We start from the raw sequence: 23726 nt of genomic DNA on the forward strand, positions 1-23726 counted from the left end.
GGTAGTTAAGCTCTTCAGCGCCGATGGTAGTTGGGGGTTCCCCCCTGCAAGAGTAGGACGTTGCCAGGCACTAAAGAAGTCATTACCTTTAATGGTAGTGGCTTTTTTTGTATTCAAACATGAGTTGCATTTAAGTATATAATTTCATTAAACCTCACAACACTCCGCTCAAGAAAAATCACAACTGGTGATCCCTCCCTAAACAATTGTCTAAGTTTCAGGAAAAGTCATTACTTTCGATAACTCTGTTCAATTACGTTACCTGTGATTGTATTAAGTCTAAGATGTTATCCTTGTAGTTTAGTATGTATTACATACAGAATAGATAATATGTATAATACGATATAGGTGGAATGGGAAGGTGAGTTAACGATAATGAAGATACTTGTTGTAGACGATGACCCGAATATTTTAGAACTCGTGAGCATTCAGTTGAATCAAGCAGGTTATACAGTACAAAAGGCGACTAATGGTTTTCAAGCAATGGAACTTTTGGAAGAAGAGTTGCCTGATTTAGCGATTGTGGACGTAATGATGCCGGGTATGGATGGCTATACTCTAACTAGGAAGATTAGAGCCTACGCAGATATTCCGGTTCTATTATTAACTGCGAAAGGTGAGCTTGAGGATAAGGAAAAAGGGTTTCTTGCAGGTTCTGATGATTACGTTGTTAAACCATTTGAGCCAAAGGAATTACTTTATCGAATCAATGCAATTCTAAGAAGATATGATAAAGCAGTTGATGTATTCATTCAAGCAGGTCCTTTAAAGATTAACCGTCAAAGCTATGAGGTATCTGTTGGAAAGAAAGTACTTCTTCTACCTTTAAAAGAATTTGAATTGCTTTCGGTACTGGCATCGAAGGTGAATACAGTTTTCACGAGGGATATGCTCATTGAACGTATATGGGGATATGATTATGAAGGCGATGAGCAAACGTTGAATGTCCATATTAAAAGGGTGCGGGGAAAATTGGAAAACCTAACTGGAGAGGTGACAATCGCAACTGTCCGAGGGGTTGGTTACAAATTAGAGGTCGCATCAATATGAGGTCCCTTTATGGAAAGTTTATTGGATTTACGATTGTCATTATGTTTATGAGTGCGCTTGTAGCGTTTCTTGTTGTGAATACATATTACCATCAGCAATTGAAAGGGCAAAATGATGAGAAGAATATGCTTATCGCAGAAAGTATTGCTTCATATATCGAATCGACCGAGGGGTTAGATCTTAAAAAGTATTTAGAAACACAATCATCTGTAGGATATAAGCTATATGTTGTAAATGAACAAAGTGAGTCCACGATGTATGGGAAATCGTTTCGTATTGAGAACCTGAAGCAGGATTCGATAAATCAAGTGCTTAAGGGTAACAGCTATCATGGGATGAAAGAGTTGCCGGGTGAAACATTTGTAACAGGATTCTTTTCAGATGAATTAGCGAATACGGTGGGTGTTCCTTTTGATTATAAGGGAGAATCTTATGCACTGTTCTTACGTCCGGATGTAAAATTGCTTTTTACAGAAGTACATTATATTCTAGGTGGAATGGTACTTGTTATGGGTGTTTTTAGCTTACTCTCTATGTTAATTCTTGCGAAGAAACTAATTGAGCCTATTACAAAACTGACGAAAGCAGCAAAAGAGGTTGGTAATGAACAATTTATTGGGACCTTGGATATAAATAGGCGGGATGAAATCGGTCAATTAGCTAAGAGTTTTCAAACTATGGTACATAAACTTGATGAAAATGATCGAATCCGTAAAGAATTTATAAGTGATGTATCGCATGACTTCCAATCTCCACTACTTAATATTAAAGGGTATGCAGAACTACTGATGAATAGCGATCTTGCAGAACAAGAACGAACTAGTTATGCAAAAGTAATCCAGAATGAAACAGAGCGATTATCATCATTAACAAAGCAGTTGCTTTTGTTAACGTCACTGGATCAGTTGACGGCTCCTTTAGAAGTAAAGCTATTTCGTTTGGATGTTCAACTGAAGGAAATTATTCGTAGAAATAGATGGTTGCTTGAGGAAAAGGGAATGTCTTTAACGATGGATATTGATGAGGTCGAATTTAGAGGTGATCCGGCATTTCTTGAAAAGGTTTGGGAGAATCTACTTTCCAATGCGTTAAAGTATACAGAAAATGATGGGTTAATTGATATTGACCTTGTGAAAGAAAAGGACCATGCGGTGATAAGCTTTAGGGATAATGGTATTGGTATAGAAGATAAAGAGCTTACTCGTGTTTTTGATCGTTTTTACCGAGCTGACGACTCTAGAACGCAGGAGATTGGTGGAACTGGCCTTGGTTTATCGATTGTTCAGCAAGTGGTAAGACTTCACGGCGGTATGGTTGAAGTAGTGAGTAACAAAGGAATTGGAACAACATTTGTAGTTAAACTTCCTACAATGTAATCTCCAGTTAATGTTCTGTTCATAATCAACGTATATAATAGGAATATAGCTTAAAAACATAGGAGGAATTCAATATGCAAGAAAAATGGAGTATTCGACTCATTCGTATAGCAGCACTATTTGGTTTACTTGGAACAGTTTTGGGATCACATATGGCGGGATCGGGTTCATATGCATTTAAACCAATTCATGCTCATATTCTACTCGTTGGTTGGTTGTCTGTGTTTTCATGGGGTGTATTCTATCGTATTTACAAAGTACGGGCAATCAAGCTCGTAGCAGTTCAGGGATGGACCGCGATCATCGGGTCAATTGGTCTTACAGGAGGAATGTGGCTTCAGTTTTTGAAACCATTTGATGTGAATCCGACAGTGTCACTAATACTTTATATCGTTGGAGGAACAATTCTCTTAATCAGCTTTGCCTTGTTTGCGGTTATTACGTTCTTAATTGAAAAAGACGGAAAGTACAATAAAAAGTAATAAGCATAAAACAGGATTTAAATTTTGGTGAAATCAAAGTAATTGCTCTGACATAATCAAATCTTGAAACGAGCCCGAACTACTAGACACTTCTAAAAAAGTGTCTAGTAGTTCGGGCTCGTTTTCATTTAAAGATTAATCACGCCTTTTTGTTGGGTAATTAATAAAACTCTATTGATTGCTAACTAATATTGTGCTACTATTCTGTTATATTGCAATATTTTCACTATATTAAAAACGGAGGTGAAGTTAAAATTTGAAAATTATTGATCTTCACTCAGATATTTTTACAGACGTTGCGTTACGAAGGGAAATGGGAGAACAAAATGTTATAGAAAGAATCCATTTACCAAAATTACAAAAGAGCAGTGTGGCTGGAATTATTGGTGTCTTTTGGGTAGAACCAAAATATAAAAATCATAAGAAAAAACGTTTTTTAGAAATCCTTAAATATGTAACAGAAGATTTAAGCGAGAGTTCTAAAATCAAGGTTATTACTACGCCTAAAGATTTAGTAGCAGCCTATCAGGCAGACGACTTTTTTATTTATTTAGGTATCGAAGGTTTAACATTCATAGAGGAATGGACCGGTACCAGTGACGTAGAAAAATTTACGCTTGCATTCGATGAATTAAATCAACAGTCAATTAAGCATTCTATCTTTGCTTGGAATGAGAAAAACTTCATTGCTACAGGATCTGGCAATCCAGAAAATAATCATTCAGGACTTAGTTTACTTGGTAAGTATGTAGTAGAAGAACATCAGAAACACGAATGGATTATTGATGTTTCTCACTTAGATGAAACATCATTCTGGGATGTTTTAGAGATAAGTAATCAACCAATATTAGCTTCGCATAGTAATGCAAAGGAACTTTGTAGTCATAAACGAAATTTGACTGACGAACAAATAAAAGCGATTGCAAATACTGGTGGATTAATTGGGGTTAATGCCTATGGTTCATTTGTTGATTCTAAAGAACCGACACTGAGTAAAGTAGCAGATCATATAAGTTATATAGTAAATTTAGTTGGTATTGATTATGTCGGTTTAGGTATGGATTTTGTTGATTATCTTCAATCTTATGATCTAGGGGATGATTTATCAAATATGACTAAAGGATTGGAAGACGTTGGGAAGTTACCAGATCTATTAACAGAGCTATTGAGTAGAGGTTTTACAACTGAGGATATAAATAAAATAGCATTTTGGAATTTTTATCGATTTTTAACAAAGATCCATCAATTAAATTAAAAGGGGATGAAAGTATTATGGGAAAACGTTTATACATGATGATGTTTTTAGTGTTTATATTAATTCTTAGCGCCTGTTCACAGGACAAGGATACAGATTCATCAACAGAAACTAAACCAGATGCGCCAAAAGAATCGAAAGATGAGAAGACAGGTTTAGAGGATACACTAATTGTATCGATACCGGCCGAAGCAGGGACACTCGATCCAGGAGTATCTATGGATAATGCTTCTTGGAAAATAACGTACCCTGCATATCAACGTCTTGTTGAATACGATGGTGAAAAGACTACAGTAAAACCAGGATTAGCATCTGATTGGAAAATCTCAGATGATGGATTAACGTATACATTTACTTTAGAAGAAGGACATAAGTTTACAGATGGATCAGAAGTAGATGCGGAAGCAGTTAAATTCACTTTTGATCGTACGTTGGAAATTGAAAAAGGGCCTTCCAGTTTGTATGAAATAATAAAGGAAACCCGTGTTATTGATCCATATACTGTGGAATTTGAACTTGAGAATGAATTCCCTCCATTCATATCAACACTTGCGGCGAATTATGGGTCAATAGTAAACCCTAAAGTAATGGAACATGAGGAAGATGGGGATTTGGGACAAAACTTTTTGGCTGCAAATACAATGGGTAGTGGGCCATACCAATTAGAGGAATATGAAAAAGGACAATATTATAAGTTAAATGCAAATCCAGAAAGTAATACAGAGTTACAGTTAAAAACAGTTATATTCCAAATAGCTTCGGACACTTCTGGAGCTCGAATGAGATTAGAAAAAGGGGAAGTGGATATCGTTGAAGGGATTCCAACAGATCAAATTGAAAAATTAGGATCTGTTGATGGAGTTAAAGTAGAAAATACCCCTTCTTTACTTGTAGATTATGTATATATGAACATTGGTAAAGGTATCGACGCAATGCAAAATAAAGATTTCCGTAAAGCAATTAGCCATGCTGTAGACTACGGCTCAGTAATTGATGAAATCATGCAAGGTTACGGCAAGCAGTTTAAAGGGCCTGTACCTGAAGGGCTTTGGGGTCATAACCCAGATGCTGAAATGTATGAGTATGATGTAGATGCAGCGAAAGCTCTTCTTGAAAAGGCAAATGTCGGTGATGTAACATTAGATCTTTTATACTCTGATAACAAACCATATTGGGAAGAGTTGGCTCTTGTGCTACAAAGTAATCTTGCTGAAATTGGTGTGAAACTAAATCTTAATAAAGTTGCCTATGCAACAATGCGCGAACAGATTGACACTGGAGAATTTGATTTGTCTTTAGGAGTTTGGAGCCCGGACTATGGGGATCCATTTATGTTCATGAACTATTGGTTTGACTCAGATAACTGGGGACTTGCTGGTAACCGGTCTTTCTATAAAAATGAGGAAGTAGATAAGTTAGTTAAAGAAGCCGCTTCTATTAGTGACCAGGGAGAAAGGGAAAACCTATATAAAAAAGCACAAGAAATTATCGTAGATGATGCAGTTTACATTTATCTTGCTCAAAAAGACTTCGTATTACCAATGAGAGACAACGTGAAGGGTTTTATTTATAATCCGATGTTGGAAGGTATTTATAATTTACAGGATATGTCTAAATAAAAGAAAGTAAAGTTTGTACTCTATATATATGAGCACGATTCGTATTGAAAAATCATAGGAAGCTCTCTTTTCTAGTATTGGTTATGATGACTCAATTCTTCACAGAAAAGATCTTCCTATTTGCTATTATTTAAATTAAATATTATACACTCTCTAATAAACTTTAAGAAGGTGATGACGAGGCTATGTTAAAAGTCATAAAAGACAGAATGATCATGCTTATATTTGTAGTATTTGGTGTAAGTTTAATTACCTTTACAATATCTAATATAATTCCGGGGGATGCAGCCCGAATGATTGTTGGACAACGTGCGAGTCAAGAAACATACGAAAAGGTTAGAGAGCAAATGGGGTTAAATGATCCGCTATTCACCCAGTACTTTAATTATGTAAAGGGGTTATTTAAAGGAGATTTTGGTACATCTATTCGCACACAACAGCCAGTGATGGATGACCTTCTTAGCTACTTTCCTGCTACCTTGGAATTGGTTGTTTTTGCATTTTTAATCGCCATTTTTTTTGGAGTAATCATTGGTGTTTTAACTGCGGTTTATAATAATACTAAAATTGATTACATTGGAAGAATATTTTCAATTTCGGGCGTATCTACACCGGTCTTTCTAAGTGGGCTTATTGTTATCTTAATTTTTTATGGAAAACTGGGATGGTTTCCTTCATCGGGAAGATTTGACCTTCTTATGGCTCGTCCGCCTACAATAACAGGTCTTTATACGATTGATAGTCTGTTGTCTGGAAACTTTGCAGCATTTAAAAGCGCTGTCTGGCATCTGATTTTGCCGGCAGTTATTTTATCCTATGTGCAATTATCGACGATTACACGTCAAGTTCGGTCGTCAATGATTGATGTTTTAAATCAGGATTATATCCGTACAGCAAGAGCAAACGGGTTATCGAGTTGGACACTAATCATTCGTTATGCCTTGAGAAATTCACTTATTCCAACGATTACAGTAATCGGTGTTTCATTTGGTGCATTATTGGGTGGAGCGGTAATTACAGAAATCGTATTTAACTGGCCTGGTATGGGTAAATATGTTGTGGATTCTATTGGTAATTTGGATTTTCCAGCAATAATGGGCTTTACAATTTTCATTGCAATTGGTTATGTAATCATTAATTTGATCATTGATCTTTTGTACTTAGTACTAGATCCACAAATTAGAGAGTGAGGAGGGTAACTAGTGGAAGCACAAACAGTAGTCTTAAAACAACCATCCCAGCTAAAGTTAAACTGGTATCGTTTTCGTAAGAATCCATTGACCTTAATTGGAGGAAGTGTGCTCGTTATGTTTATCTTCCTCGCTATTTTTGCTCCAATAATAACACCTTATAATCCTGAAATGATTAATATGAAAGAGCGTTTACAACCACCGAGTGCTTCACATTGGTTTGGAACAGATGAAGTCGGTAGGGATTTACTGACGAGAGTAGCTTATGGTGCGCGTTTATCGCTTGGTATGGGTATCTCAGTAGTTGTTATTGCGGGGCTTATTGGTACAGTAATTGGTGCATTCGCAGGTTATGTCGGAGGCAAAATAGGGCAAGTAATTATGAGGATTATGGATGTGATTCTTGCATTCCCTACACTAGTTTTAGCAATGGCGTTAACAGCGGCACTCGGGCCAAGCTTATTTAATGCGATGCTTGCTATAGCAATTGTGAAAATTCCTGTGTTTGTACGTTTAGCTAGAAGTGAAACCTTAGTAGTTAGAGAGAAATTATATGTTAAAGCAGCAAAAACATTTGGACTTTCGGATATGTGGATTATTTCGAGACATATCATCCCGAATGTCATTACACCAGTCATAATTCAAGTCACACTTGATTTAGGAGATGCTATTTTATTAATCGCAACTTTAGGATTCTTGGGCCTAGGTGCGCAACCACCAACTCCTGAATGGGGTTCCATGATACATACTGGATGGGAATACTTCCTGGATCAATGGTGGTATGCAACTTTTCCTGGAATCGCTATATTTTTAGCATCTGTTAGTTTTAATTTACTCGGTGACGGTTTTCGAGACCTTTTAGATCCTAAATCATTAAAATAAGGGGGGTTGTAAATGCTTCTTCAAGTAAAGAATCTGGCGGTCTCTTTTTCAAGTATCTATGGGAATACCGATGTACTAGAGGACGTTAGTATAGAAATAAATAAGGGCGAAATAGTTGGAGTTGTGGGAGAATCGGGTTCTGGTAAGTCGGTAACGGCCCTATCAATTCTGGGGTTGTTAGATAAAAATGCAAATGTAACAAAGGGAGAGATTCTTTATAAAGGAAAGAACCTACTACCGTTATCTGAAAAAGAGCTAGGTTATTTAAGAGGTAAAGAAATCGGCATGGTATTTCAAGAACCAATGGCGGCTCTTAACCCAACAATGAAAATAGGGAAACAAGTTTCAAACGTAATTAGAAAACATCGAAAATTAAACAAAAAGAAGAGCAAAGAAATGACTATTGATGCTTTAAGGGATGTTCAAATTTATAATCCGGAAGATGTATATCATAAATATCCCTTTCAGTTAAGCGGAGGGATGTTGCAAAGGGTTGTCATTGCATTGGCAATGTCTTCACCGCCAGAACTCCTCATTGCGGATGAACCAACCACAGCACTTGATGTAACCATTCAAGCGGAGATTTTAAAGATGATGAAAGATTTATCAAATACAAAAGATACGAGTATTATGCTCATAACACATGACCTCGGTGTAGTTGCGAATATATGTGATCGTGTTTACGTGATGTATGGTGGAAAGATTGTAGAGAAAGGTACTACAGAAGAAGTTTTATATCATTCTGAGCACCCTTATACAAAAGGGTTAATTGAATCACTTCCAGAAGGTAAGCCGGCGGATGAACCACTAAAGATCTTACAAGGCGAATCCTTTAACCCTCGAAATCGACCAAAGGGCTGCGTGTTTTATGACCGGTGTCCAATTCGAACTGACAAATGTATCGTTGCACCAAAAATGAACCAATTAAACGCGGAACATAATGTTGCTTGTTGGGAGGCTGGGAAAAATGCTCGCAATAAAGAACCTATGCAAACAATTTGATGGTCTAAAGGCTGTAAATAACGTTTCCATTCATATAGAAAAGGGAACAACCTTTGGGTTAGTAGGTGAATCTGGATCTGGGAAAAGTACGATCGGCAATATGATCATTGGATTACTAAATCCTACAAGCGGTTCCATTCAATTAGAAGGCTTAGATCTTTGGGACAGTAAAAATAAATTCATAAGGCCAAGCCCAGGGAAAATGCAAATTGTTTTTCAAGATCCTCAATCCTCGTTAGATTCACGTCTAAGTATTCGTAATATAGTTACGGAGCCAGTACGGGCTTTACCATTTAAGCAACGTAAAGAAAAAATGAGTAAGGAATATCTTGCTACTTTAATGAGACAAGTAGGTATGAACGAGGATCATTTGGAACGTTATCCCCATGAGTTTTCGGGAGGCCAACGACAGAGAATAGCGATTGCAAGAGCAATCATTACTGATCCCGAGTTTATTATTTTGGATGAACCGACATCAGCACTTGATGTATCAGTTCAGGCACAAATTTTAAATTTACTTAAAACGTTACAAAGAGAACTAAATTTAACATACTTGTTTATTTCGCATGATATGTCTGTTATTCGTTATATGAGTGATAGAATTGGTGTTTTATTTCATGGTGAAATGGTTGAAGAAGGCGAGACTGAGCAAATATTTAAGTTTCCTAAAGAACAATACACAAAAACATTATTTGCTTCGTTACCACAACTGTCTAAATAAAAGGGAGGTTAACTTTATGTTCGAAGGGAGTAGACTACGGGAAATTCGTTTAGAGAAAAAACTCTCATTACAAGAAATATCCAACATCTCGGAAGTAAGTGTTGGGATGATTAGTCAAATTGAACGTAATAAGTCTGATCCCACAATGACAACATTGTACAAGTTGTGCCAAGGTTTGAATATTACGATTGCCTCTTTATTTGCGGAAACAGAAGAAGCCAATAGGGTTGTTCGTCAGGAAAACCGTAAAACAATGATGCTGCCAAATTCAAAGGTGAAGTATCAGTTACTAACACCTAGTCTTAAAACAGACCTTGAAATGCTCTTAATCGAGTTAGATCCTGGTCAGGAAGACCGCAAGCAGATTACACACCATGGAGAGGAGTGTGGGTTTGTGATTGAAGGACAACTTACTGTAATCTTAGGGGAAGAAGAATACCTATTACATACAGGTGATAGTATACATTATAAAAGTACAATCCCGCATCGTTTCATGAATCACACTGATAAACCATCTATATCGCTTTGGGCTATGACTCCAGCAAGTTTTTAAGCGTAAAGTTTCCTCGCGCAGAGTAATACCAATGTTCAGGTCATGGTCATGGTGCGTATGACAGTATGGATACATTTGTTGTTCGACCCGTTTAGATTCCTTCAATATAAATATTGCTTGGGAAATGGAATTTTTGACGAAACAAATAAAATAAATTAAAGAAGAGACTTAAACAATGAAAAGCATTGTTTAAGTCTCTTCTTTTGTTGAAATAAAGGTAATCGAGTTTCGAAGGAGATGCGTACTAAGAATTACCTCTATGTTGAAAACTTACTTAACCGTTTCTGTAAATTGAATGTTCATCACTTTTTCAGTTTCAATGGAATACTCGATTCTTACAAAGACACCGAATTCATGATTACCATCTTTTAACCAAAGTTTAAACTTTTCAATAACAGAGTGCTCCTTTGTTTCATTACCTTCATGCAGGTAATCAATAATGTTTGCGTGGGGATATTTCAATTGTGTTTCTTTCACGGCTAGTCTTCCCCATTTCGCATAGGCGGGTAATTCTAATTGCGCAAGTTCAAGTGCCGGGAGATCTATTGGCACAGAGTTTGATGTCATAATGATCCCAAGTGCAAGAAATGTTTTATGCAAAACGTTCTCATCTCCTTTGATATAGGATGAGTCGTTTACATAAAATCATTCAAAATAGAAGTGAAAATTTCTTAAAAAGTTAAAACTCGAATTCTAATTTACCATTGACTAGTATTAGTTTCGCATCAAATTTTTTGCCTGCATTTGAGGTGAATCCTTTAATTACATTTGTTTTTCCATTCGTACAAAGAAGTTCGACCTGTTTTGCTGTAAGCTTCTTTTCTAAAAAAATAGATGGGAATGTTTGCTTACAACCGGATGCGTAGGCACTGCATCCGTAAAATTTTTTTCGATCAACAATAACGCCGTTTTTGCATTTTGGACACGGAGCAACATCGCCATCTCGTTTAGGGCGCGGAGTTGCTGTAGTGTTCATAACTATATTCTGTGAGTTAAGTTGTTTTGGTACATCTTCTAGTAATTTGAAAATGAATTTTGAAATGTTTCCAAGGAAATGTTCTGGTGTTCCTTCTCCAGTACCAATCTTACGCAAATATGTCTCCCATTTAGCAGTCATGGAAGGACTCGCGAGAAGGTTCCCCTCAATTGCCTGACATAATACTCGGCCTTTATCCGTTATGGAAACAATATTTTTCTTTACTTGAATATAATCATGTCTCTTAATTGTTTCGATAATCCCACTTCGTGTTGCCTCTGTGCCGAGCCCTTCAATTTCTTTTAGTATATCGGTCTCTTCTTTATCCTCAACAAGTTTTCCTGCGGTCTTCATCATCGCGATAAGTTGGCCTTCCGTATACGGTTTCGGTGGCATTGTTTTTCCTTCTTTAATACCAATATTGCTTTGAACCGGCTCATTTTGATGAAGTGGTGGTAATGCTGTGTCGTCTTTCTCAGATTCTTTTTCCGAGCGAGAAAACAATGCTTTCCAACCTTTGTCACGTTCCGTTTTCCCAGTTGTGAAAAAAGGGAGTCCATTTACATCAGTCGTTACTTTTGTTTCAGTATATAGATAATCTGTATGGAATATAGCAAGAGTCGTCCGAACAACTTCTTCGTATAAGTTCCGTTCATCAGTAGATAATCCGGCTAATACTGCTTGTGAAGGAATTTTCTTCGTCGGAATGATTGCGTAATGTTCTTGTACTTTTGAACTGTCAACAAAGCGCTTTTTCGGAGCAAGGGATGCAACAGTGAAAGGATGATTGATCACTTTCTGATACTCTTCAACTTGTCCCGCAAGATAAGAAAATTCGCTTGGTGTAATATGACGTGAATCGGTTCTTGGATAGGTGACAATTTTCTTTTCGTATAACCCTTGCATAATTTTTAAAACGTTCGCAGGGCTTGTTTTCCACAAACGATTTGCCTTTGCTTGCAACGTCGATAATGAATGAAGTTGGGGAGGTGGCGTGCGTTTTTCGACATGTTTCACTGATGCAACAATGCCTGGTGATTTCGGACTGAGTTCATGTTTTCTAAGAAGCGCAACAATCACATCTTTATTTTGATCTTTCGCTTTTGCTTTTCCTTTATACTGCCCATGTTCTGCTGTAAAAGTTGACTCAATTTCGAAAAAAGGTTCAGAAACAAAATCATCAATATCTTTTTGTCTTTGATAAATTAGGTAAACAGTTGGTGATTGTACGCGTCCTATTGAAAAAACATCTCGCAGTCCACGCTTTTGCAGTAACAGTGTGTATAGACGTGAGCCGTTCATTCCGACAAGCCAGTCACTGATTTGACGAGCCTTTGCTTCTTCGTACATGAGCAGGTCTTTTTGATTATCAAGAAGATTACTGAAGCCTTTCCGTACTTCATCGACCTCAAGTGAATTGATCCAAAGCCGTTTAATCGTCTTGTTTTTTGCACCGGTTTGATTGAAAATACTGTAAAAGATATTAGATCCTTCGCGGTCCACGTCACAACCATTAATGACGGTATCTGTAGCCATTATCAACTTTTTCACTGTATTAAACTGTTTGCTTTTACCTTTGGCCACTTGAAATTCGTAGCGATCTGGAAGAATTGGTAAGCTGGCCAGGGACCATTTTGTCCATTTCGGGTCATATGCTTTTGGTTCTTTAAGTTCCACAAGATGGCCGATTCCCCAAGTAATGTATGCACCAACTGGAAAAATAGGTGAAGGTAATATCTCTAAATAACCTTCGTGGCGCTTAACTTTAAAGGCATCCGCATATGCTTTTCCTTGGCTTGGTTTTTCAGCTAAAATTACTGGTTTCATGACCACACCTCATTTCTTTAATTCTGTATATCTTCATATCTCTAGTATCGCATAATTAGAGTAGGTTTCCATCTTAATCAAGACGATACCAATGGCCATAGTTATTACTTGCATAGAGGGCAAGCAGTTTAAGTCATATTTATTATGGGTATAGACAGATAGTCTGTGGAATTATTAATTTGGTTATTATATGGTTTTTATAAGTGGAGTGTATTACCATAATAGAATGTTATTTATAGTAGTATCTCTATATTGTACAACATAATTAATCATAGGAGGATGGATAGAATGGAAGAGAAGAACTTAAATGAAGGCTATAGAAAATATGAAGGTTCGGAGATCGATATTTTTTATTCGATAGAAAAATGTGAACATGCAGCGGTTTGCGTTAGAGGGAACAAGGAAGTTTTTGACCCGAAAAGAAAACCGTGGATTTTGCCCGACAACGGAGAAGCAGAGCAAGTAATGAAGGTGATTGATGCATGTCCATCTGGGGCGTTGCGTTATATAAAGAAAGAAGCTACTGAAAAGGTTGCGTTTTTAGAAGGCGAGAATCGATATTACTTGGAAAATGCAGAGAAACAATTAATTGCCGAAATTACTTTTACTCGTCCTAATGATCAATTCTTTATTATCGATCACACATTTGTTGATGATTCCTTAAGAGGGAAAGGTATTGCACAAGCCCTTGTAAAAGAAGTTGTTACTAAAGCACGGGAAGAAGGTAAAACGATTATACCTTTATGTCCGTTTGCAAAATTAGAATTTGAAAAGAAAAAAGAATATGCTGATGTGTGGAGACGCTAATCAAGTAAATACAATAAAGTATGGCCCCTTACTTAAACAGGGGCCATACTTTATTGTATTATAATTAGTAATCTGTAGCGTATAATTTGTTTAACAGAGATTGCAGTTGTTGTACCTCTTCTTTGCTTAAATTACTTGTAACGGATTGATGAGCTTCTGTAACCACAGGCAAGACTGTTTTTTTTATCTGAGTACCTTTTTCAGTTAAATAAAGGTAATAGGAACGCTTATCTTGGACATTGATAGTCTTTTTTACAAGTCCTTTTCTCACCATTGATTGAATCATTCTTACGACTGTTGTTTGGTCTTTATCAATGGCTTCTGCTAATTCTTTTTGGGTTGTACCGCTTTGGTCGCAAAGAATACTAATAATGCTCCATTGTTCTGGTGTAACATCATAAGGCTTCAATCTCTTGGTAAAATAATTGGTCATTTTCACATCAGTACGATGAATAAGAAAGCCTATCAAATTGTGTAAATCCATGTAACACCCCAATCGACCAGATTTTATAGAAATCAATCTGTATTTGCTATGTCCTATCTATCAGAACAGGTTATTCATACTACTCATTAATGAGCAATGCTACAATTAATGCAGATACACTCAAAATGCATGTTAAGGTACGCAGGTGATTCAGCAACGTCCAACGTTGTTCAAATCGATCTCTTAGTGGATTCCATTCAGACTCGCTTTTAGGTAGCTCAGCAGAGATAATCGCTTTATTCAGCGGAAGGTTTCCTAAGAAAGTGATAAGTAGAGTAGCGATATAAAAGATCAAAGCGATAGAACCTAAAATGATTTTATCAAATTGCTGCAAGGAAACGGCTACTGCGAGAAAACCAATTTGCGCAATTAGGGCACCATTGGACATGATGAGAAAAGCCGGATTGGCTACTGATGAGGTCAAGTGTCTAATGGAAAGAACAAAGGTACGATCATCCGAATTACGAAGACCTGGCATTACTGAGTTGGCGTATGCAAAGACCGTTCCAGCTACAATACCCGTTGTGAATACAGCAAGACCTGCAAAAACGTTAAGGATCGATGACCAAATATCTTTATCCTGTACATCCTGTTTGCTATTTAGTTCTTCACCCCTGGCACTGGCTTTTAGCATAGCCGTTTCAGGCACGCTGATTTGTTTTGAATTGTTGTCCTGAATCTCGGTGTAGGTTTCATTCACTGAAGCAGCAAGAGCTGTCGATGGAATAAACACAACGCAGAGAACGGCTAAGAACAGAGCTGATCTCAATACTGTATATAATCGAATCATGTGTTTTCACTTCTCCTTCACAGCATACATGCCATAGCATGTACATTATAAGGATTTATGTGACATGTCAACACTCCTACTCTATCAAGTAATAAATTTTCGAAACGATGTAAGAGTGAATTAACAAGTTGTTTCCTTTTTTATCCTCGCTAATTTTATGGAAATGAGGAACAATGAATACTAAAAGGTCGATACAATAAAACTTTTATGAGATAAATGAAGTCCTAGGTAGAAAATATATTCAAGTAAAATTATCATAATATGATAAAGGAGGAGTTCGTATTGTTACAAAAACTTGGATCGGGGAATCATGCACAGCCGTTTAGGGGGCCATTCACAATTACACGAGTTCAACCGGGTGATATTCTTGGCAACGAAACGACGGATACTGCATTTGGACCGTTAGCCATTATTGATCATGCGGTTATGAAAAAGGGTTTAACGGTTAAAATGCATGAACACGTCAATGATGAAATTTTAAGTTACATAGGCTCAGGTGTCATGCAACATAAAGATTCTGCGGGTTTTGAAGCACCGATTGCACGTGGGAAATTAATGATGATGAATGCAGGGGCAAGTTTTTGGCATGAGGAAAAGGTTAATGAAGATGAGGTGGAAATGCTTCAAATCTTTGTCCGGCCGAATGAAACAAATCTTTCCCCAGAAATTCAATTTCATGATAAACCAGTAGACAATCACGATTGGTATGTCATGGTAGGCCCTGAAGGAAGCAAAGCACCACTTTACGTAAGGCAACAAGTCTACATATTAGATGCACATCCTAAAGCGGGTGAGGAGTTGGTAGTTCCGACATATTTGGGTCTTACACCTTTTTTATACGTGATGAACGGAGAAATCAAGGTTCAAAATCTCACAATTGGTAAACAAGAAGCGTTAACGGATTTAGTCAATCCATTACCACCCCTAGTTGCGAATGAAGACACTACAATCGTATTGTTCTTTGTAGATATGAATGCTTCAATGTCTATGGATGGGACAATTAGTGGCTTGAAGAACTAGTAATAGGTAGAGGTGAAATTTTCCCGAGTGACAAATGTTAGAAGCACTTGACGAGGTTAATAACGTAAATGAATACTTGTCAATTAGTTTGGAAGTTGCAAGTAGACAAAATCCACCCCAAAATCAGGGGTGGATTTTTCAAATACCTTTTTAAGAAGATTACATTCGACTATCGTTCTGAAAGTTCAGGTAGAAATGATTATCTTCATCATATACAACAAACGTATATCCTTGTTCTTTGTAAAATTCGATAATCCCTGGAAGTGCCGCCAAAGTTTGTGCCTTTTCGTGCATGAGCACAACTTCTTTGTCGGAGTTTGTACCGCTTTTTATATTCTCTACAATGAGTGCTGGATTATCTTTCAACTTCCAGTCATTAGAATCGATGGTCCAATCCCAAACTTTAATGCCGGCTTCTACGATTTGGTTGCGGATCTGTTCACCCTTTAATCCTGGTGCGGAACCGTAAGGAGGGCGAACCAGATTAGGGCTCTCACCCGTAATCTCATGAATTAAAGCTAACGTTTCGTTCATCTCGGGAACAAACCGAAAGTCCTTATATAATGTGTTGAATTCATGCGTCATACTATGGCCACCGATATAATGGCCTTCTATTGTTGCGCGTTTGACACTTTCTTGTAGATGCTCTTTTTTTAAGTTAGTACCTTGCATGAAAAAAGTTGCTTTTACACCTTGCTCTTGTAAGACATCTAGAAATTGGTCTGTTAGTACGCTTGGTCCATCGTCAAAAGTTAAGTAGACGACTTTACCTAAAGATACTTCTTCTGTATCTGCTTCTGCTGGTTTTTCAGTTTTTTCTTCCTCTTCTGTTGAATCTTTTTTGGCGCTGTTGCTAGCTTCAGAACCTGAATGCTCTAAAGACTCTTCTTCTACATCTGTTTGTTCTGTATCCTGACTGATTGAGGGCTTTTCTTTTTCAATCACATCATGCTTGTTGTTTTTTTCATCGGAAGCATACGATTTCCCAACAATAAAACCAGTAAGAAAAGTTGGGATTAATGTAACAAGTACTAGCATTGTAATTCGTAATCTTAACTTCTTTTTTCTATTTCTATACTCATATAGTGGCGCTTTCATGATTATTAAATCCTCCTGATTTTATTTATAATGTTAAGCATGTTCACTTTTTGTGAATTATGTAAAATAGCAAACGTATGAATGTGTTTGCTACTTGGAATGCAATGAGATTAATTAATATAGGTGTCACTTACCAATAGATCACTCAGAATATCCGAAGGGATCTCGAACGTCACAACTCCCATGCTTCCAGAGGCCACTTCGTATTTATCGAATGAAATGACAAGCTTATGATTCGAAGTAATATAAAAGTTTTGATAGGGTTTAATATTTTCAAAACTGCCTGTAAAAGGATCATCAAAGAAATAAGAAACTTCTTTATTTGCCACTAGCTGCCGTTTCATTTCTCCTGCTATATACGAACTAATGACCTCAATATACTGATCATCTTTAAATAGAATTGGTAGTGTAAGTAAAATACTTTCCTGTTTATCGATTGTGTCGTATTTCACATTTATGGAAGAGGAGCCCATAGTATTTACCTTATAACGTGCAATTGATAGAATACGGGCAGTGTCTGTCATTACATCGTAGCCGGTATCAATTCCAAGGTGACCGTCTCCTGCATGTTTCATTTCATCAACATCATCTTCGAATTCTTTGAAGCTTGCTTTATCTTCCTCAATATACTTGTTATTCAATAAGTTTTGTAACTCTTCATTCTCTAATCCGTTAATTTCAGGGATAGCTAGATTGGCTTGATAAGTCTTTTCATCTAAAGCCAGTTTTTGTACAGTGAAGACTTCCACGATGGCGCCCAATAAGGGAATATTCACCATGGATTGGGCCATAGCTGGGCTCATATTGATACTGCTAATAAACAAAGCGGCTGCTGCAACGACCCCAATCGACCACTGTTTTAGAAGGGGGCGTTTCGTTTGTACCGCTTTTGTGCGACGAATTGAATTCTTTACGATATATTCCAACTCAGATGGAATGTCAATAGTGTCATACTTTTTTATTAATTTATCCATTTTTTTCATAATCTGAAATCCCCTCCAACCTCGATGCGAGCTTTACGGCTGCATGATATAGCCTAGTTTAGCTGTATTGTTATTTTTTAAAGAGGCAATCAACAGCTTCTTCTAGATTCAAATGATTTATCTCATCTTTTAACTGTGGTAAAACCATGTTTTTAAAGTTTTTTTCGTCATGACAAATTATTCACCTTTTCTAATTCTCAATATGTCGCGAACATATTCTATTCATTTAACGGGCCAGCCATCTAAAAAGTTTGATTCACGATCAATAAAATGGTCGTTCGAATACTTTCAGTCCTTATAATTTAGTATTGATTATGTGACCGGTCCCTTTTCCATCTATGACGGGACAATTAGGAGCATCACAATTATTTAATGAAAACTAAAGTGTTGACAGATGAAATCAATCTATGTTATATTTGCCTTGAATCCAAGATGATTAGATTCAAGGTACTTTAAATGCCAATACGAATTAAGCTTAATCTGAAAAAAATTAAGTATAGATAGGATAAATTTTTTTGAACGCATATATCTTGAATTCAAGGTATGTCAACTCGAACTAATAATTAGGAGGAAACATAATGGAACATTTAAAAGGAATTCACCACGTAACAGCGATAACAAGTAGTGCAGAAAAGAACTATGAGTTCTTCACATATATATTGGGAATGCGTCTCGTAAAGAAGACGGTCAATCAGGATGATATTCAAACGTATCACTTATTCTTCGCGGACGATAAAGGTTCAGCAGGTACGGATATGACATTTTTTGATTTCCCAGGTATTCCAAAAGGAACACATGGAACGAATGAGATTTATAAAACGGCTTTTCGTGTCCCAACAGATGCTGCTCTCGATTACTGGTTGAAACGTTTTGATAAGTATGAAGTGAAAAACACAGGTATTGAAGAAGTATTCGGTAAGAAAACCATTTCATTTGTAGACTTTGATGATCAGCAGTATATGTTGATTTCTGACGAATTTAACAAAGGGATTGAGTCAGGAACACCTTGGCAGAACGGTCCTGTACCATTGGAATTTGCAATTACAGGATTAGGCCCGGTTCATGTTCGAATCGCGCAATTTGATAATTTTAAAGAGGTTTTGGAGAAAGCGATGTTCATGCGTGAAATTGCCGAAGAAGGTTCGTTCCATTTATTTGAAATGGGCGAAGGCGGAAATGGTGCACAACTAATTGTAGAACATAATACGGTTTTACCGGAAGGTCGTCAAGGCTATGGTACCGTTCATCACTTAGCTGTTCGTGTAGAAGATGCAAAAGTATTACATGAATGGATTGACCACATGGAAGCTATTGGTTTCAATACTTCTGGGTATGTGGATCGCTTCTTCTTTGAATCATTATATGCACGTGTAGCACCTGGCCTCCTATTTGAGTGGGCAACAGATGGTCCTGGTTTTATGGGTGATGAGCCTTACGAAACAGTGGGAGAAATTTTATCGTTACCACCATTTCTAGAGGCGAAACGTAAAGAAATTGAGTCATTAGTGAGACCAATTGATACAGTGCGTAGCACACTTGAAATAGAAAAAGAGTACTTGTAAGGAGATGGAACAGAAAATGGGATTTTTAAATAGATTATTCGGAACTAAACAAGAGGAGGAAATAACAATGACAAAATCAAATATAGGTATTATTTTAGGATCAACACGTGAGGGACGCGTAAGTCCACAAGTAGGGGCATGGGTAAAAGAACTAGCGGATCAACGCGGGGATGCAAATTACACAATTATTGATATTGCAGAGTTCAAGTTACCACTATTAGGTGAAGCAGGCGGCGATGCATCAGGTGCTGCGGCGTGGTCTGATATTATAGCAAAACAAGATGGATTCGTGTTCATCGTTCAAGAATACAATCACTCAATCTCAGCTTCACTTAAGAATGCATTAGATTATTTACGTGAAGAGTGGAATGACAAAGCTGCAGGTATCGTATCTTATGGTGCAGTAGGCGGGGCTCGTGCAGCAGAACATTTACGTGGAATTTTAAGCGAATTATCTATCGCGCATGTTCGTGTTCACCCAGCGTTATCATTATTCACAGACTTCGAAAAAGGTACAGACCTCAAACCAGCTACTGTACAAGCAAACTCAGTAAATCAAATGTTAGATCAAGTGATTTCTTGGACAACTGCGTTAAACACAATTCGTAAATAAATTTAATGTATGTATGTAAATCTCTACAAATCACAAAATGTGCATGAGCACATTTCGTGGTTTAATGTATAAATTTATCTAATGAAGGAGAATAAAATCATGAAAAAACAAACGGCAGGCATTCATCATATTACGGCAATCGTTGGTCATCCACAGGAAAACATTGATTTTTATGCTGGAATATTGGGTTTGCGTTTAGTTAAACAAACAGTGAACTTCGATGATCCTGGAACTTACCATCTCTATTTTGGGGATGGAGGAGGAAACCCAGGAACAATCATTACATTTTTTCCTTGGGCAAATGCCAATCAAGGACAAATTGGAGACGGCCAAGTTGGTGTGACAACGTATGTGGTCCCTACTGGAGCACTAAGTTTTTGGGTCAACCGCCTCGCAACATATGCGATTCCATTTAAAAAAGCAGAGCGTTTTGGAGAACAAGTGATACAATTTGATGATCCACACGGCTTACATTTAGAACTTGTTGCACGTGCTGAAGGTGAACAAAACAACTGGACATTTGGCGGAGTAACACCAGAAGTTGCCATTAAAGGATTCGGTGGTGCGACACTATACTCAAGCAGACCAGAAGAAACTGTTGAAACACTAACGAATGTAATGGGGCTTGAATTTGTTGGCACTGAAGGCGATTATACACGCTATAAAGCTCCAGCCGCGCTGGGTAATATAATCGATTTAAAAATGGTCACTGGTGTAAGAGGCTCAATGGGTGTTGGAACAGTTCACCATATTGCATGGCGTGCAAAAGATGATACAGATCATCTCGAGTGGCAACAACATGCAATGAATCAGGGACAACATGTAACAGAGTTAAAAGACCGAAACTATTTCAATGCGTTGTATTTCCGTGAATCAGGAGAAATACTATTTGAAATTGCAACAGATCCACCAGGCTTTGCACATGATGAAACATTGGAAACAATGGGAACTAAATTAATGTTGCCTGCACAATATGAACAACGTCGTGAGCAATTAATTAAATCGCTTATTCCAATACAAGTGCGTCCATTCGATTAATAAATCGTTCAAAGAAATTTGATCATAATTAATTCGAGGACTTAAAGTAGTGTCAGTCATTCGTTAAATTATGACTGACACCTTTTTATGTCTTGATTTAAGTGAGTCATTTTTAATTCTTACCTGCCCATCCTTTAGGTAGATCTGTGTACGTTGCAGTTTTATTGATACGAACATGTATGTTTAAAAGGTATACACAGTCGGTATAATCTTTATACTTGATATACTAATTATACCTATGTATACTTGAAGTACCAGTTGGAGGTGGTATTTATTAAAATATGTCCTTATTTAGAATCGTCCTTTGAGATTTTAGGAAGGCGTTGGAACGGGCTCATTATTCATTACCTGTCGAATTGTCCCGATTTTACTGCCCATTTTTCCCATATGAAGCGCGATTTAAACGACATTACACCACGCTCACTTTCTTTAAAGTTAACCGAACTGGCGGAACACGGTTTGATTGTAAAAAGAGTTACAGACGGAACTCCAGTCCTGATTTCGTATCATCTGTCCGATAAAGGGCAACAACTAGCTCTAGCCCTAAAACCAATACAAGAATGGGCACAACAACATATTGAACTTGATTTAACCAAATAACAATTAGGAAAAGGGGAATATAAATGGAAACAAAAAATAATATGATTTGTGATTTAGAAACAGGCGTATGTGGACCTGCAGGTGGGGAAGAAACGAATTCAATGGAGTTCATTGATTTCTCAACACCGAAAAATACAGTTGAACTTTATTATGTAACCGATCCAATCTGTTCGCATTGTTGGGCATTAGAACCGGTTCTTCGTAAGTTTGTAAAGCAATACGGGAGCTATTTCAATATGCATACGCTTATGGGAGGATTGCTTGAAAACTGGGACGGCTTCGCAGATGTAAGCAATGGTATTTCCAGTCCCGCAGATGTTGCCGGTCACTGGAGAGAAGTTGGAGATCACTCGCGCATGCCAATCGACGGAACGCTTTGGTACGATAACCCAATCGCCTCGTCATTCATTCCTTCCCGAGTATATAAAGTGATTCAAGAAAAAAGTCCTGAGCTCGCAAACACATTTTTACGTCTTGCGCGAGAAGAACTGTTCGCATTTAATAAAAACATTGCACAGGACGAACTTTTGATTGACCTTGTCAATCGAGTTGGACTTAACGGAGAAGAAATCGTTAAGCAATCAAAACTTCCAGAAGCAAATGCTTTATTACAGGAAGATTTTAAACGTGTTCGTGAATTAGGTGTCCGTGGATTCCCAACAATCGTCATGGTGAATAAGGATCAAAAAGGGGTTCGCATTGTAGGTGCAAAAACGTTAGAGGAATACACGAATGCACTTCAACAATTACTACCAGAGGATACGTTAAAGCCAGAGCAACTTACTGATTTAAATCAATTGCTTCAACAGGAAAAGTTATTATTCTCACGCGAAATCGAAGAATATTATTCAATCGAAAAAGATGAATTCGACGCATTTCTAGAGAAAGATTTACCGCAAGATGCATACAAAGTAAACAGTGTTCTTGGTGAAAAATACGTTCAGGTAAAATAATAAAGAACGCTAACAAAAATCGACTTCCTTATGGATAGTCGATTTTTGTTATATATCAATATTTTTAAAGCCTTAGAGGAATGTTGGATTTATTCACTTACCTCAACAGGTATCATTAATTCATTGATGATCGAGCCGTCCTTTGCACTCTTTTCGAAGAGAAGAATTTTGTAAAGACCTTCTGGTGCGTTTTCGATATTGACGGTAAATTCAAATACTCCCCATCCCGGTGCACCTTCACTTGCAGTTACAAATCCTTGGTCTATAATGAAATGCCCATCTTCGAATGCATAATTGAGCGTGCCTTCAAACACGCGGGCAAGTCCGCGTACTATAATCTGATTCTGGACCTTTTCATTAGGAGACGGTTCAAAAACTTGAAAGGCTTCATTCTCTATAACAACATCACTTTTTTCAACATCTTCAATTTCGGTAGGAGTCTCTGATTCACTTGGTATCTGTTCTTTACCAGGATCTTTTTCTATCTCCACATCTGGCTTTTGAATGTCCTCATTGATATTTGATGAATTGTCATCGGTATTTGAATTCAGACATGCACTTAGCAGTAAACAATAAATCAGTACACTCATCATTGTAAATAAGTTCTTCATTTTACAATTACCTCCCTTGCATACTGTAATAAACTCGTTTTTCAAAGCTGTTTTAGTTTTCCTCTTTGGCAATTGTTAAGCATACAGTCATCAATTACAAAGATGTCTATCCTATTCTATTCAATTCTATATTTAAATGAAGCGGATGCTCATATAGGTGTTATACCCGTTTGTGTTAAAATGGATGCATGCGACAACGTAAAGTATTTTTAGTTTAAGATTAAATGGAACAGC

Annotated in this window: 24 protein-coding genes and 1 pseudogene; 18 read left to right on the forward strand and 7 right to left on the reverse strand. The window is 37.2% G+C overall.

What is annotated here, in order from left to right; translation table 11 throughout:
- Window positions 1-375: 375 nt before the first annotated feature.
- The 10 genes from ACFSFY_RS07375 (at window position 376) to ACFSFY_RS07420 (ending at window position 10130) form a co-directional block, all read left to right on the forward strand.
- Entirely contained in the window at window positions 376-1050 is a 675-nt protein-coding gene (locus tag ACFSFY_RS07375; protein WP_381536724.1) for a response regulator transcription factor, read from the forward strand.
- Entirely contained in the window at window positions 1047-2426 is a 1380-nt protein-coding gene (locus ACFSFY_RS07380) for a HAMP domain-containing sensor histidine kinase (protein ID WP_381536726.1), read from the forward strand. The genes ACFSFY_RS07375 and ACFSFY_RS07380 overlap by 4 nt, the downstream gene beginning before the upstream one ends.
- A 74-nt stretch (window positions 2427-2500) precedes the next feature.
- Window positions 2501-2908 carry a hypothetical protein gene (locus ACFSFY_RS07385; RefSeq protein WP_381536728.1) on the forward strand — a complete coding sequence of 136 codons (408 nt, stop codon included), beginning with the start codon at window positions 2501-2503 and terminating at the stop codon, window positions 2906-2908.
- A gap of 256 nt (window positions 2909-3164) precedes the next feature.
- Entirely contained in the window at window positions 3165-4163 is a 999-nt protein-coding gene (locus ACFSFY_RS07390) for a dipeptidase (protein ID WP_381536730.1), read from the forward strand.
- A gap of 17 nt (window positions 4164-4180) precedes the next feature.
- The gene (locus ACFSFY_RS07395; protein ID WP_381536732.1) at window positions 4181-5782 is read left to right on the forward strand and encodes an ABC transporter substrate-binding protein; all 1602 of its coding nucleotides are present in this window, start codon (window positions 4181-4183) and stop codon (window positions 5780-5782) included.
- Window positions 5783-5967: 185 nt separating this feature from the next.
- Window positions 5968-6972 (forward strand): ABC transporter permease, encoded by a 1005-nt coding sequence (locus ACFSFY_RS07400; RefSeq protein WP_381536734.1) that lies wholly within the window; start codon window positions 5968-5970, stop codon window positions 6970-6972.
- Window positions 6973-6984: 12 nt separating this feature from the next.
- On the forward strand, window positions 6985-7854 hold the full coding sequence (locus tag ACFSFY_RS07405) for an ABC transporter permease subunit (RefSeq protein WP_381536736.1): 870 nt from the start codon (window positions 6985-6987) through the stop codon (window positions 7852-7854).
- A gap of 12 nt (window positions 7855-7866) precedes the next feature.
- Window positions 7867-8856 carry an ABC transporter ATP-binding protein gene (locus ACFSFY_RS07410; RefSeq protein WP_381536739.1) on the forward strand — a complete coding sequence of 330 codons (990 nt, stop codon included), beginning with the start codon at window positions 7867-7869 and terminating at the stop codon, window positions 8854-8856.
- A complete protein-coding gene (locus ACFSFY_RS07415; RefSeq protein ID WP_381536741.1) occupies window positions 8822-9577 on the forward strand; it encodes an ABC transporter ATP-binding protein in 756 nt (251 codons plus the stop codon). Before ACFSFY_RS07410 ends, ACFSFY_RS07415 begins: the two co-directional genes overlap by 35 nt.
- A gap of 16 nt (window positions 9578-9593) precedes the next feature.
- Window positions 9594-10130, forward strand: coding sequence for a helix-turn-helix domain-containing protein (locus ACFSFY_RS07420; protein WP_381536743.1), 537 nt, complete (start codon window positions 9594-9596; stop codon window positions 10128-10130).
- A gap of 270 nt (window positions 10131-10400) precedes the next feature.
- Here the strand turns inward: ACFSFY_RS07420 and ACFSFY_RS07425 are convergent, their stop codons facing one another.
- Together ACFSFY_RS07425 and ACFSFY_RS07430 are read right to left on the reverse strand one after the other, a co-directional pair.
- Window positions 10401-10730, reverse strand: a complete 330-nt coding sequence (locus ACFSFY_RS07425; RefSeq protein ID WP_381536745.1) for a DUF3889 domain-containing protein — start codon at window positions 10728-10730, stop codon at window positions 10401-10403.
- A gap of 79 nt (window positions 10731-10809) precedes the next feature.
- Complete coding sequence (locus ACFSFY_RS07430; protein WP_381536747.1) at window positions 10810-12933, reverse strand: type IA DNA topoisomerase; 2124 nt, start codon at window positions 12931-12933, stop codon at window positions 10810-10812.
- 288 nt (window positions 12934-13221) lie between these two features.
- Here ACFSFY_RS07430 and ACFSFY_RS07435 point away from each other — a divergent pair.
- A pseudogene (locus ACFSFY_RS07435) lies at window positions 13222-13437 on the forward strand ((4Fe-4S)-binding protein); the annotation flags it as partial.
- Entirely contained in the window at window positions 13432-13740 is a 309-nt protein-coding gene (locus ACFSFY_RS07440; RefSeq protein ID WP_381536915.1) for a GNAT family N-acetyltransferase, read from the forward strand. The pseudogene ACFSFY_RS07435 and the gene ACFSFY_RS07440, both read left to right, overlap by 6 nt.
- A 64-nt stretch (window positions 13741-13804) precedes the next feature.
- On the opposite strand, the gene ACFSFY_RS07445 is transcribed toward ACFSFY_RS07440, so the two are convergent.
- Together ACFSFY_RS07445 and ACFSFY_RS07450 are read right to left on the reverse strand one after the other, a co-directional pair.
- Entirely contained in the window at window positions 13805-14224 is a 420-nt protein-coding gene (locus tag ACFSFY_RS07445) for a MarR family winged helix-turn-helix transcriptional regulator (RefSeq protein ID WP_381536749.1), read from the reverse strand.
- A 79-nt stretch (window positions 14225-14303) separates the two neighbouring features.
- The gene (locus ACFSFY_RS07450; protein WP_381536750.1) at window positions 14304-15014 is read right to left on the reverse strand and encodes an anthrone oxygenase family protein; all 711 of its coding nucleotides are present in this window, start codon (window positions 15012-15014) and stop codon (window positions 14304-14306) included.
- Window positions 15015-15296: 282 nt separating this feature from the next.
- Between ACFSFY_RS07450 and ACFSFY_RS07455 the strand changes: the two genes are divergently transcribed.
- Window positions 15297-16034 carry a pirin family protein gene (locus ACFSFY_RS07455; RefSeq protein ID WP_381536752.1) on the forward strand — a complete coding sequence of 246 codons (738 nt, stop codon included), beginning with the start codon at window positions 15297-15299 and terminating at the stop codon, window positions 16032-16034.
- Between the two features lie 159 nt (window positions 16035-16193).
- On the opposite strand, the gene ACFSFY_RS07460 is transcribed toward ACFSFY_RS07455, so the two are convergent.
- Both ACFSFY_RS07460 and rsiV read right to left on the reverse strand, forming a co-directional pair.
- Complete coding sequence (locus ACFSFY_RS07460; RefSeq protein WP_381536753.1) at window positions 16194-17132, reverse strand: polysaccharide deacetylase family protein; 939 nt, start codon at window positions 17130-17132, stop codon at window positions 16194-16196.
- Between the two features lie 110 nt (window positions 17133-17242).
- The gene (gene rsiV, locus ACFSFY_RS07465) at window positions 17243-18115 is read right to left on the reverse strand and encodes an anti-sigma-V factor RsiV (RefSeq protein WP_381536755.1); all 873 of its coding nucleotides are present in this window, start codon (window positions 18113-18115) and stop codon (window positions 17243-17245) included.
- 578 nt (window positions 18116-18693) lie between these two features.
- Here rsiV and ACFSFY_RS07470 point away from each other — a divergent pair.
- The 5 genes from ACFSFY_RS07470 to ACFSFY_RS07490 all read left to right on the forward strand — a co-directional run bounded on the left by ACFSFY_RS07470 (window position 18694) and on the right by ACFSFY_RS07490 (window position 22881).
- The gene (locus ACFSFY_RS07470; protein WP_381536757.1) at window positions 18694-19677 is read left to right on the forward strand and encodes a ring-cleaving dioxygenase; all 984 of its coding nucleotides are present in this window, start codon (window positions 18694-18696) and stop codon (window positions 19675-19677) included.
- Between the two features lie 16 nt (window positions 19678-19693).
- Window positions 19694-20290 (forward strand): NADPH-dependent FMN reductase, encoded by a 597-nt coding sequence (locus tag ACFSFY_RS07475; RefSeq protein WP_381536759.1) that lies wholly within the window; start codon window positions 19694-19696, stop codon window positions 20288-20290.
- Window positions 20291-20389: 99 nt separating this feature from the next.
- Window positions 20390-21328, forward strand: coding sequence for a ring-cleaving dioxygenase (locus ACFSFY_RS07480; protein WP_381536761.1), 939 nt, complete (start codon window positions 20390-20392; stop codon window positions 21326-21328).
- 273 nt (window positions 21329-21601) lie between these two features.
- Entirely contained in the window at window positions 21602-21928 is a 327-nt protein-coding gene (locus ACFSFY_RS07485; protein WP_381536917.1) for a winged helix-turn-helix transcriptional regulator, read from the forward strand.
- A gap of 23 nt (window positions 21929-21951) precedes the next feature.
- Window positions 21952-22881: a DsbA family oxidoreductase gene (locus tag ACFSFY_RS07490; protein ID WP_381536762.1), complete on the forward strand. Its 930-nt coding sequence runs from the start codon at window positions 21952-21954 to the stop codon at window positions 22879-22881.
- An 89-nt stretch (window positions 22882-22970) separates the two neighbouring features.
- Here ACFSFY_RS07490 and ACFSFY_RS07495 read toward each other — a convergent pair whose 3' ends face one another.
- A complete protein-coding gene (locus ACFSFY_RS07495) occupies window positions 22971-23492 on the reverse strand; it encodes a Gmad2 immunoglobulin-like domain-containing protein (protein WP_381536764.1) in 522 nt (173 codons plus the stop codon).
- Between the last annotated feature and the right edge of the window lie 234 nt (window positions 23493-23726).

Origin of the sequence: Sporosarcina siberiensis (assembly GCF_042681925.1) — a bacterium.
In the GTDB taxonomy this organism is placed as follows: Bacteria; Bacillota; Bacilli; order Bacillales_A; family Planococcaceae; genus Sporosarcina; species Sporosarcina siberiensis.

Bases quoted from the DNA above. Each gene is read 5' to 3' on its own strand.
- ACFSFY_RS07385 (WP_381536728.1), top strand. From the start codon at position 2,501: ATGCAAGAAAAATGGAGTATTCGACTCATTCGTATAGCAGCACTATTT.
- ACFSFY_RS07420 (WP_381536743.1), top strand. From the start codon at position 9,594: ATGTTCGAAGGGAGTAGACTACGGGAAATTCGTTTAGAGAAAAAACTC.
- rsiV (WP_381536755.1), bottom strand. From the start codon at position 18,115: ATGAAAAAAATGGATAAATTAATAAAAAAGTATGACACTATTGACATT.
- ACFSFY_RS07415 (WP_381536741.1), top strand. From the start codon at position 8,822: ATGCTCGCAATAAAGAACCTATGCAAACAATTTGATGGTCTAAAGGCT.
- ACFSFY_RS07395 (WP_381536732.1), top strand. From the start codon at position 4,181: ATGGGAAAACGTTTATACATGATGATGTTTTTAGTGTTTATATTAATT.
- ACFSFY_RS07480 (WP_381536761.1), top strand. From the start codon at position 20,390: ATGAAAAAACAAACGGCAGGCATTCATCATATTACGGCAATCGTTGGT.
- ACFSFY_RS07460 (WP_381536753.1), bottom strand. From the start codon at position 17,132: ATGAAAGCGCCACTATATGAGTATAGAAATAGAAAAAAGAAGTTAAGA.
- ACFSFY_RS07450 (WP_381536750.1), bottom strand. From the start codon at position 15,014: ATGATTCGATTATATACAGTATTGAGATCAGCTCTGTTCTTAGCCGTT.
- ACFSFY_RS07430 (WP_381536747.1), bottom strand. From the start codon at position 12,933: ATGAAACCAGTAATTTTAGCTGAAAAACCAAGCCAAGGAAAAGCATAT.
- ACFSFY_RS07400 (WP_381536734.1), top strand. From the start codon at position 5,968: ATGTTAAAAGTCATAAAAGACAGAATGATCATGCTTATATTTGTAGTA.
- ACFSFY_RS07380 (WP_381536726.1), top strand. From the start codon at position 1,047: ATGAGGTCCCTTTATGGAAAGTTTATTGGATTTACGATTGTCATTATG.
- ACFSFY_RS07375 (WP_381536724.1), top strand. From the start codon at position 376: ATGAAGATACTTGTTGTAGACGATGACCCGAATATTTTAGAACTCGTG.
- ACFSFY_RS07495 (WP_381536764.1), bottom strand. From the start codon at position 23,492: ATGAAGAACTTATTTACAATGATGAGTGTACTGATTTATTGTTTACTG.
- ACFSFY_RS07470 (WP_381536757.1), top strand. From the start codon at position 18,694: ATGGAACATTTAAAAGGAATTCACCACGTAACAGCGATAACAAGTAGT.
- ACFSFY_RS07410 (WP_381536739.1), top strand. From the start codon at position 7,867: ATGCTTCTTCAAGTAAAGAATCTGGCGGTCTCTTTTTCAAGTATCTAT.
- ACFSFY_RS07445 (WP_381536749.1), bottom strand. From the start codon at position 14,224: ATGGATTTACACAATTTGATAGGCTTTCTTATTCATCGTACTGATGTG.
- ACFSFY_RS07490 (WP_381536762.1), top strand. From the start codon at position 21,952: ATGGAAACAAAAAATAATATGATTTGTGATTTAGAAACAGGCGTATGT.
- ACFSFY_RS07475 (WP_381536759.1), top strand. From the start codon at position 19,694: ATGGGATTTTTAAATAGATTATTCGGAACTAAACAAGAGGAGGAAATA.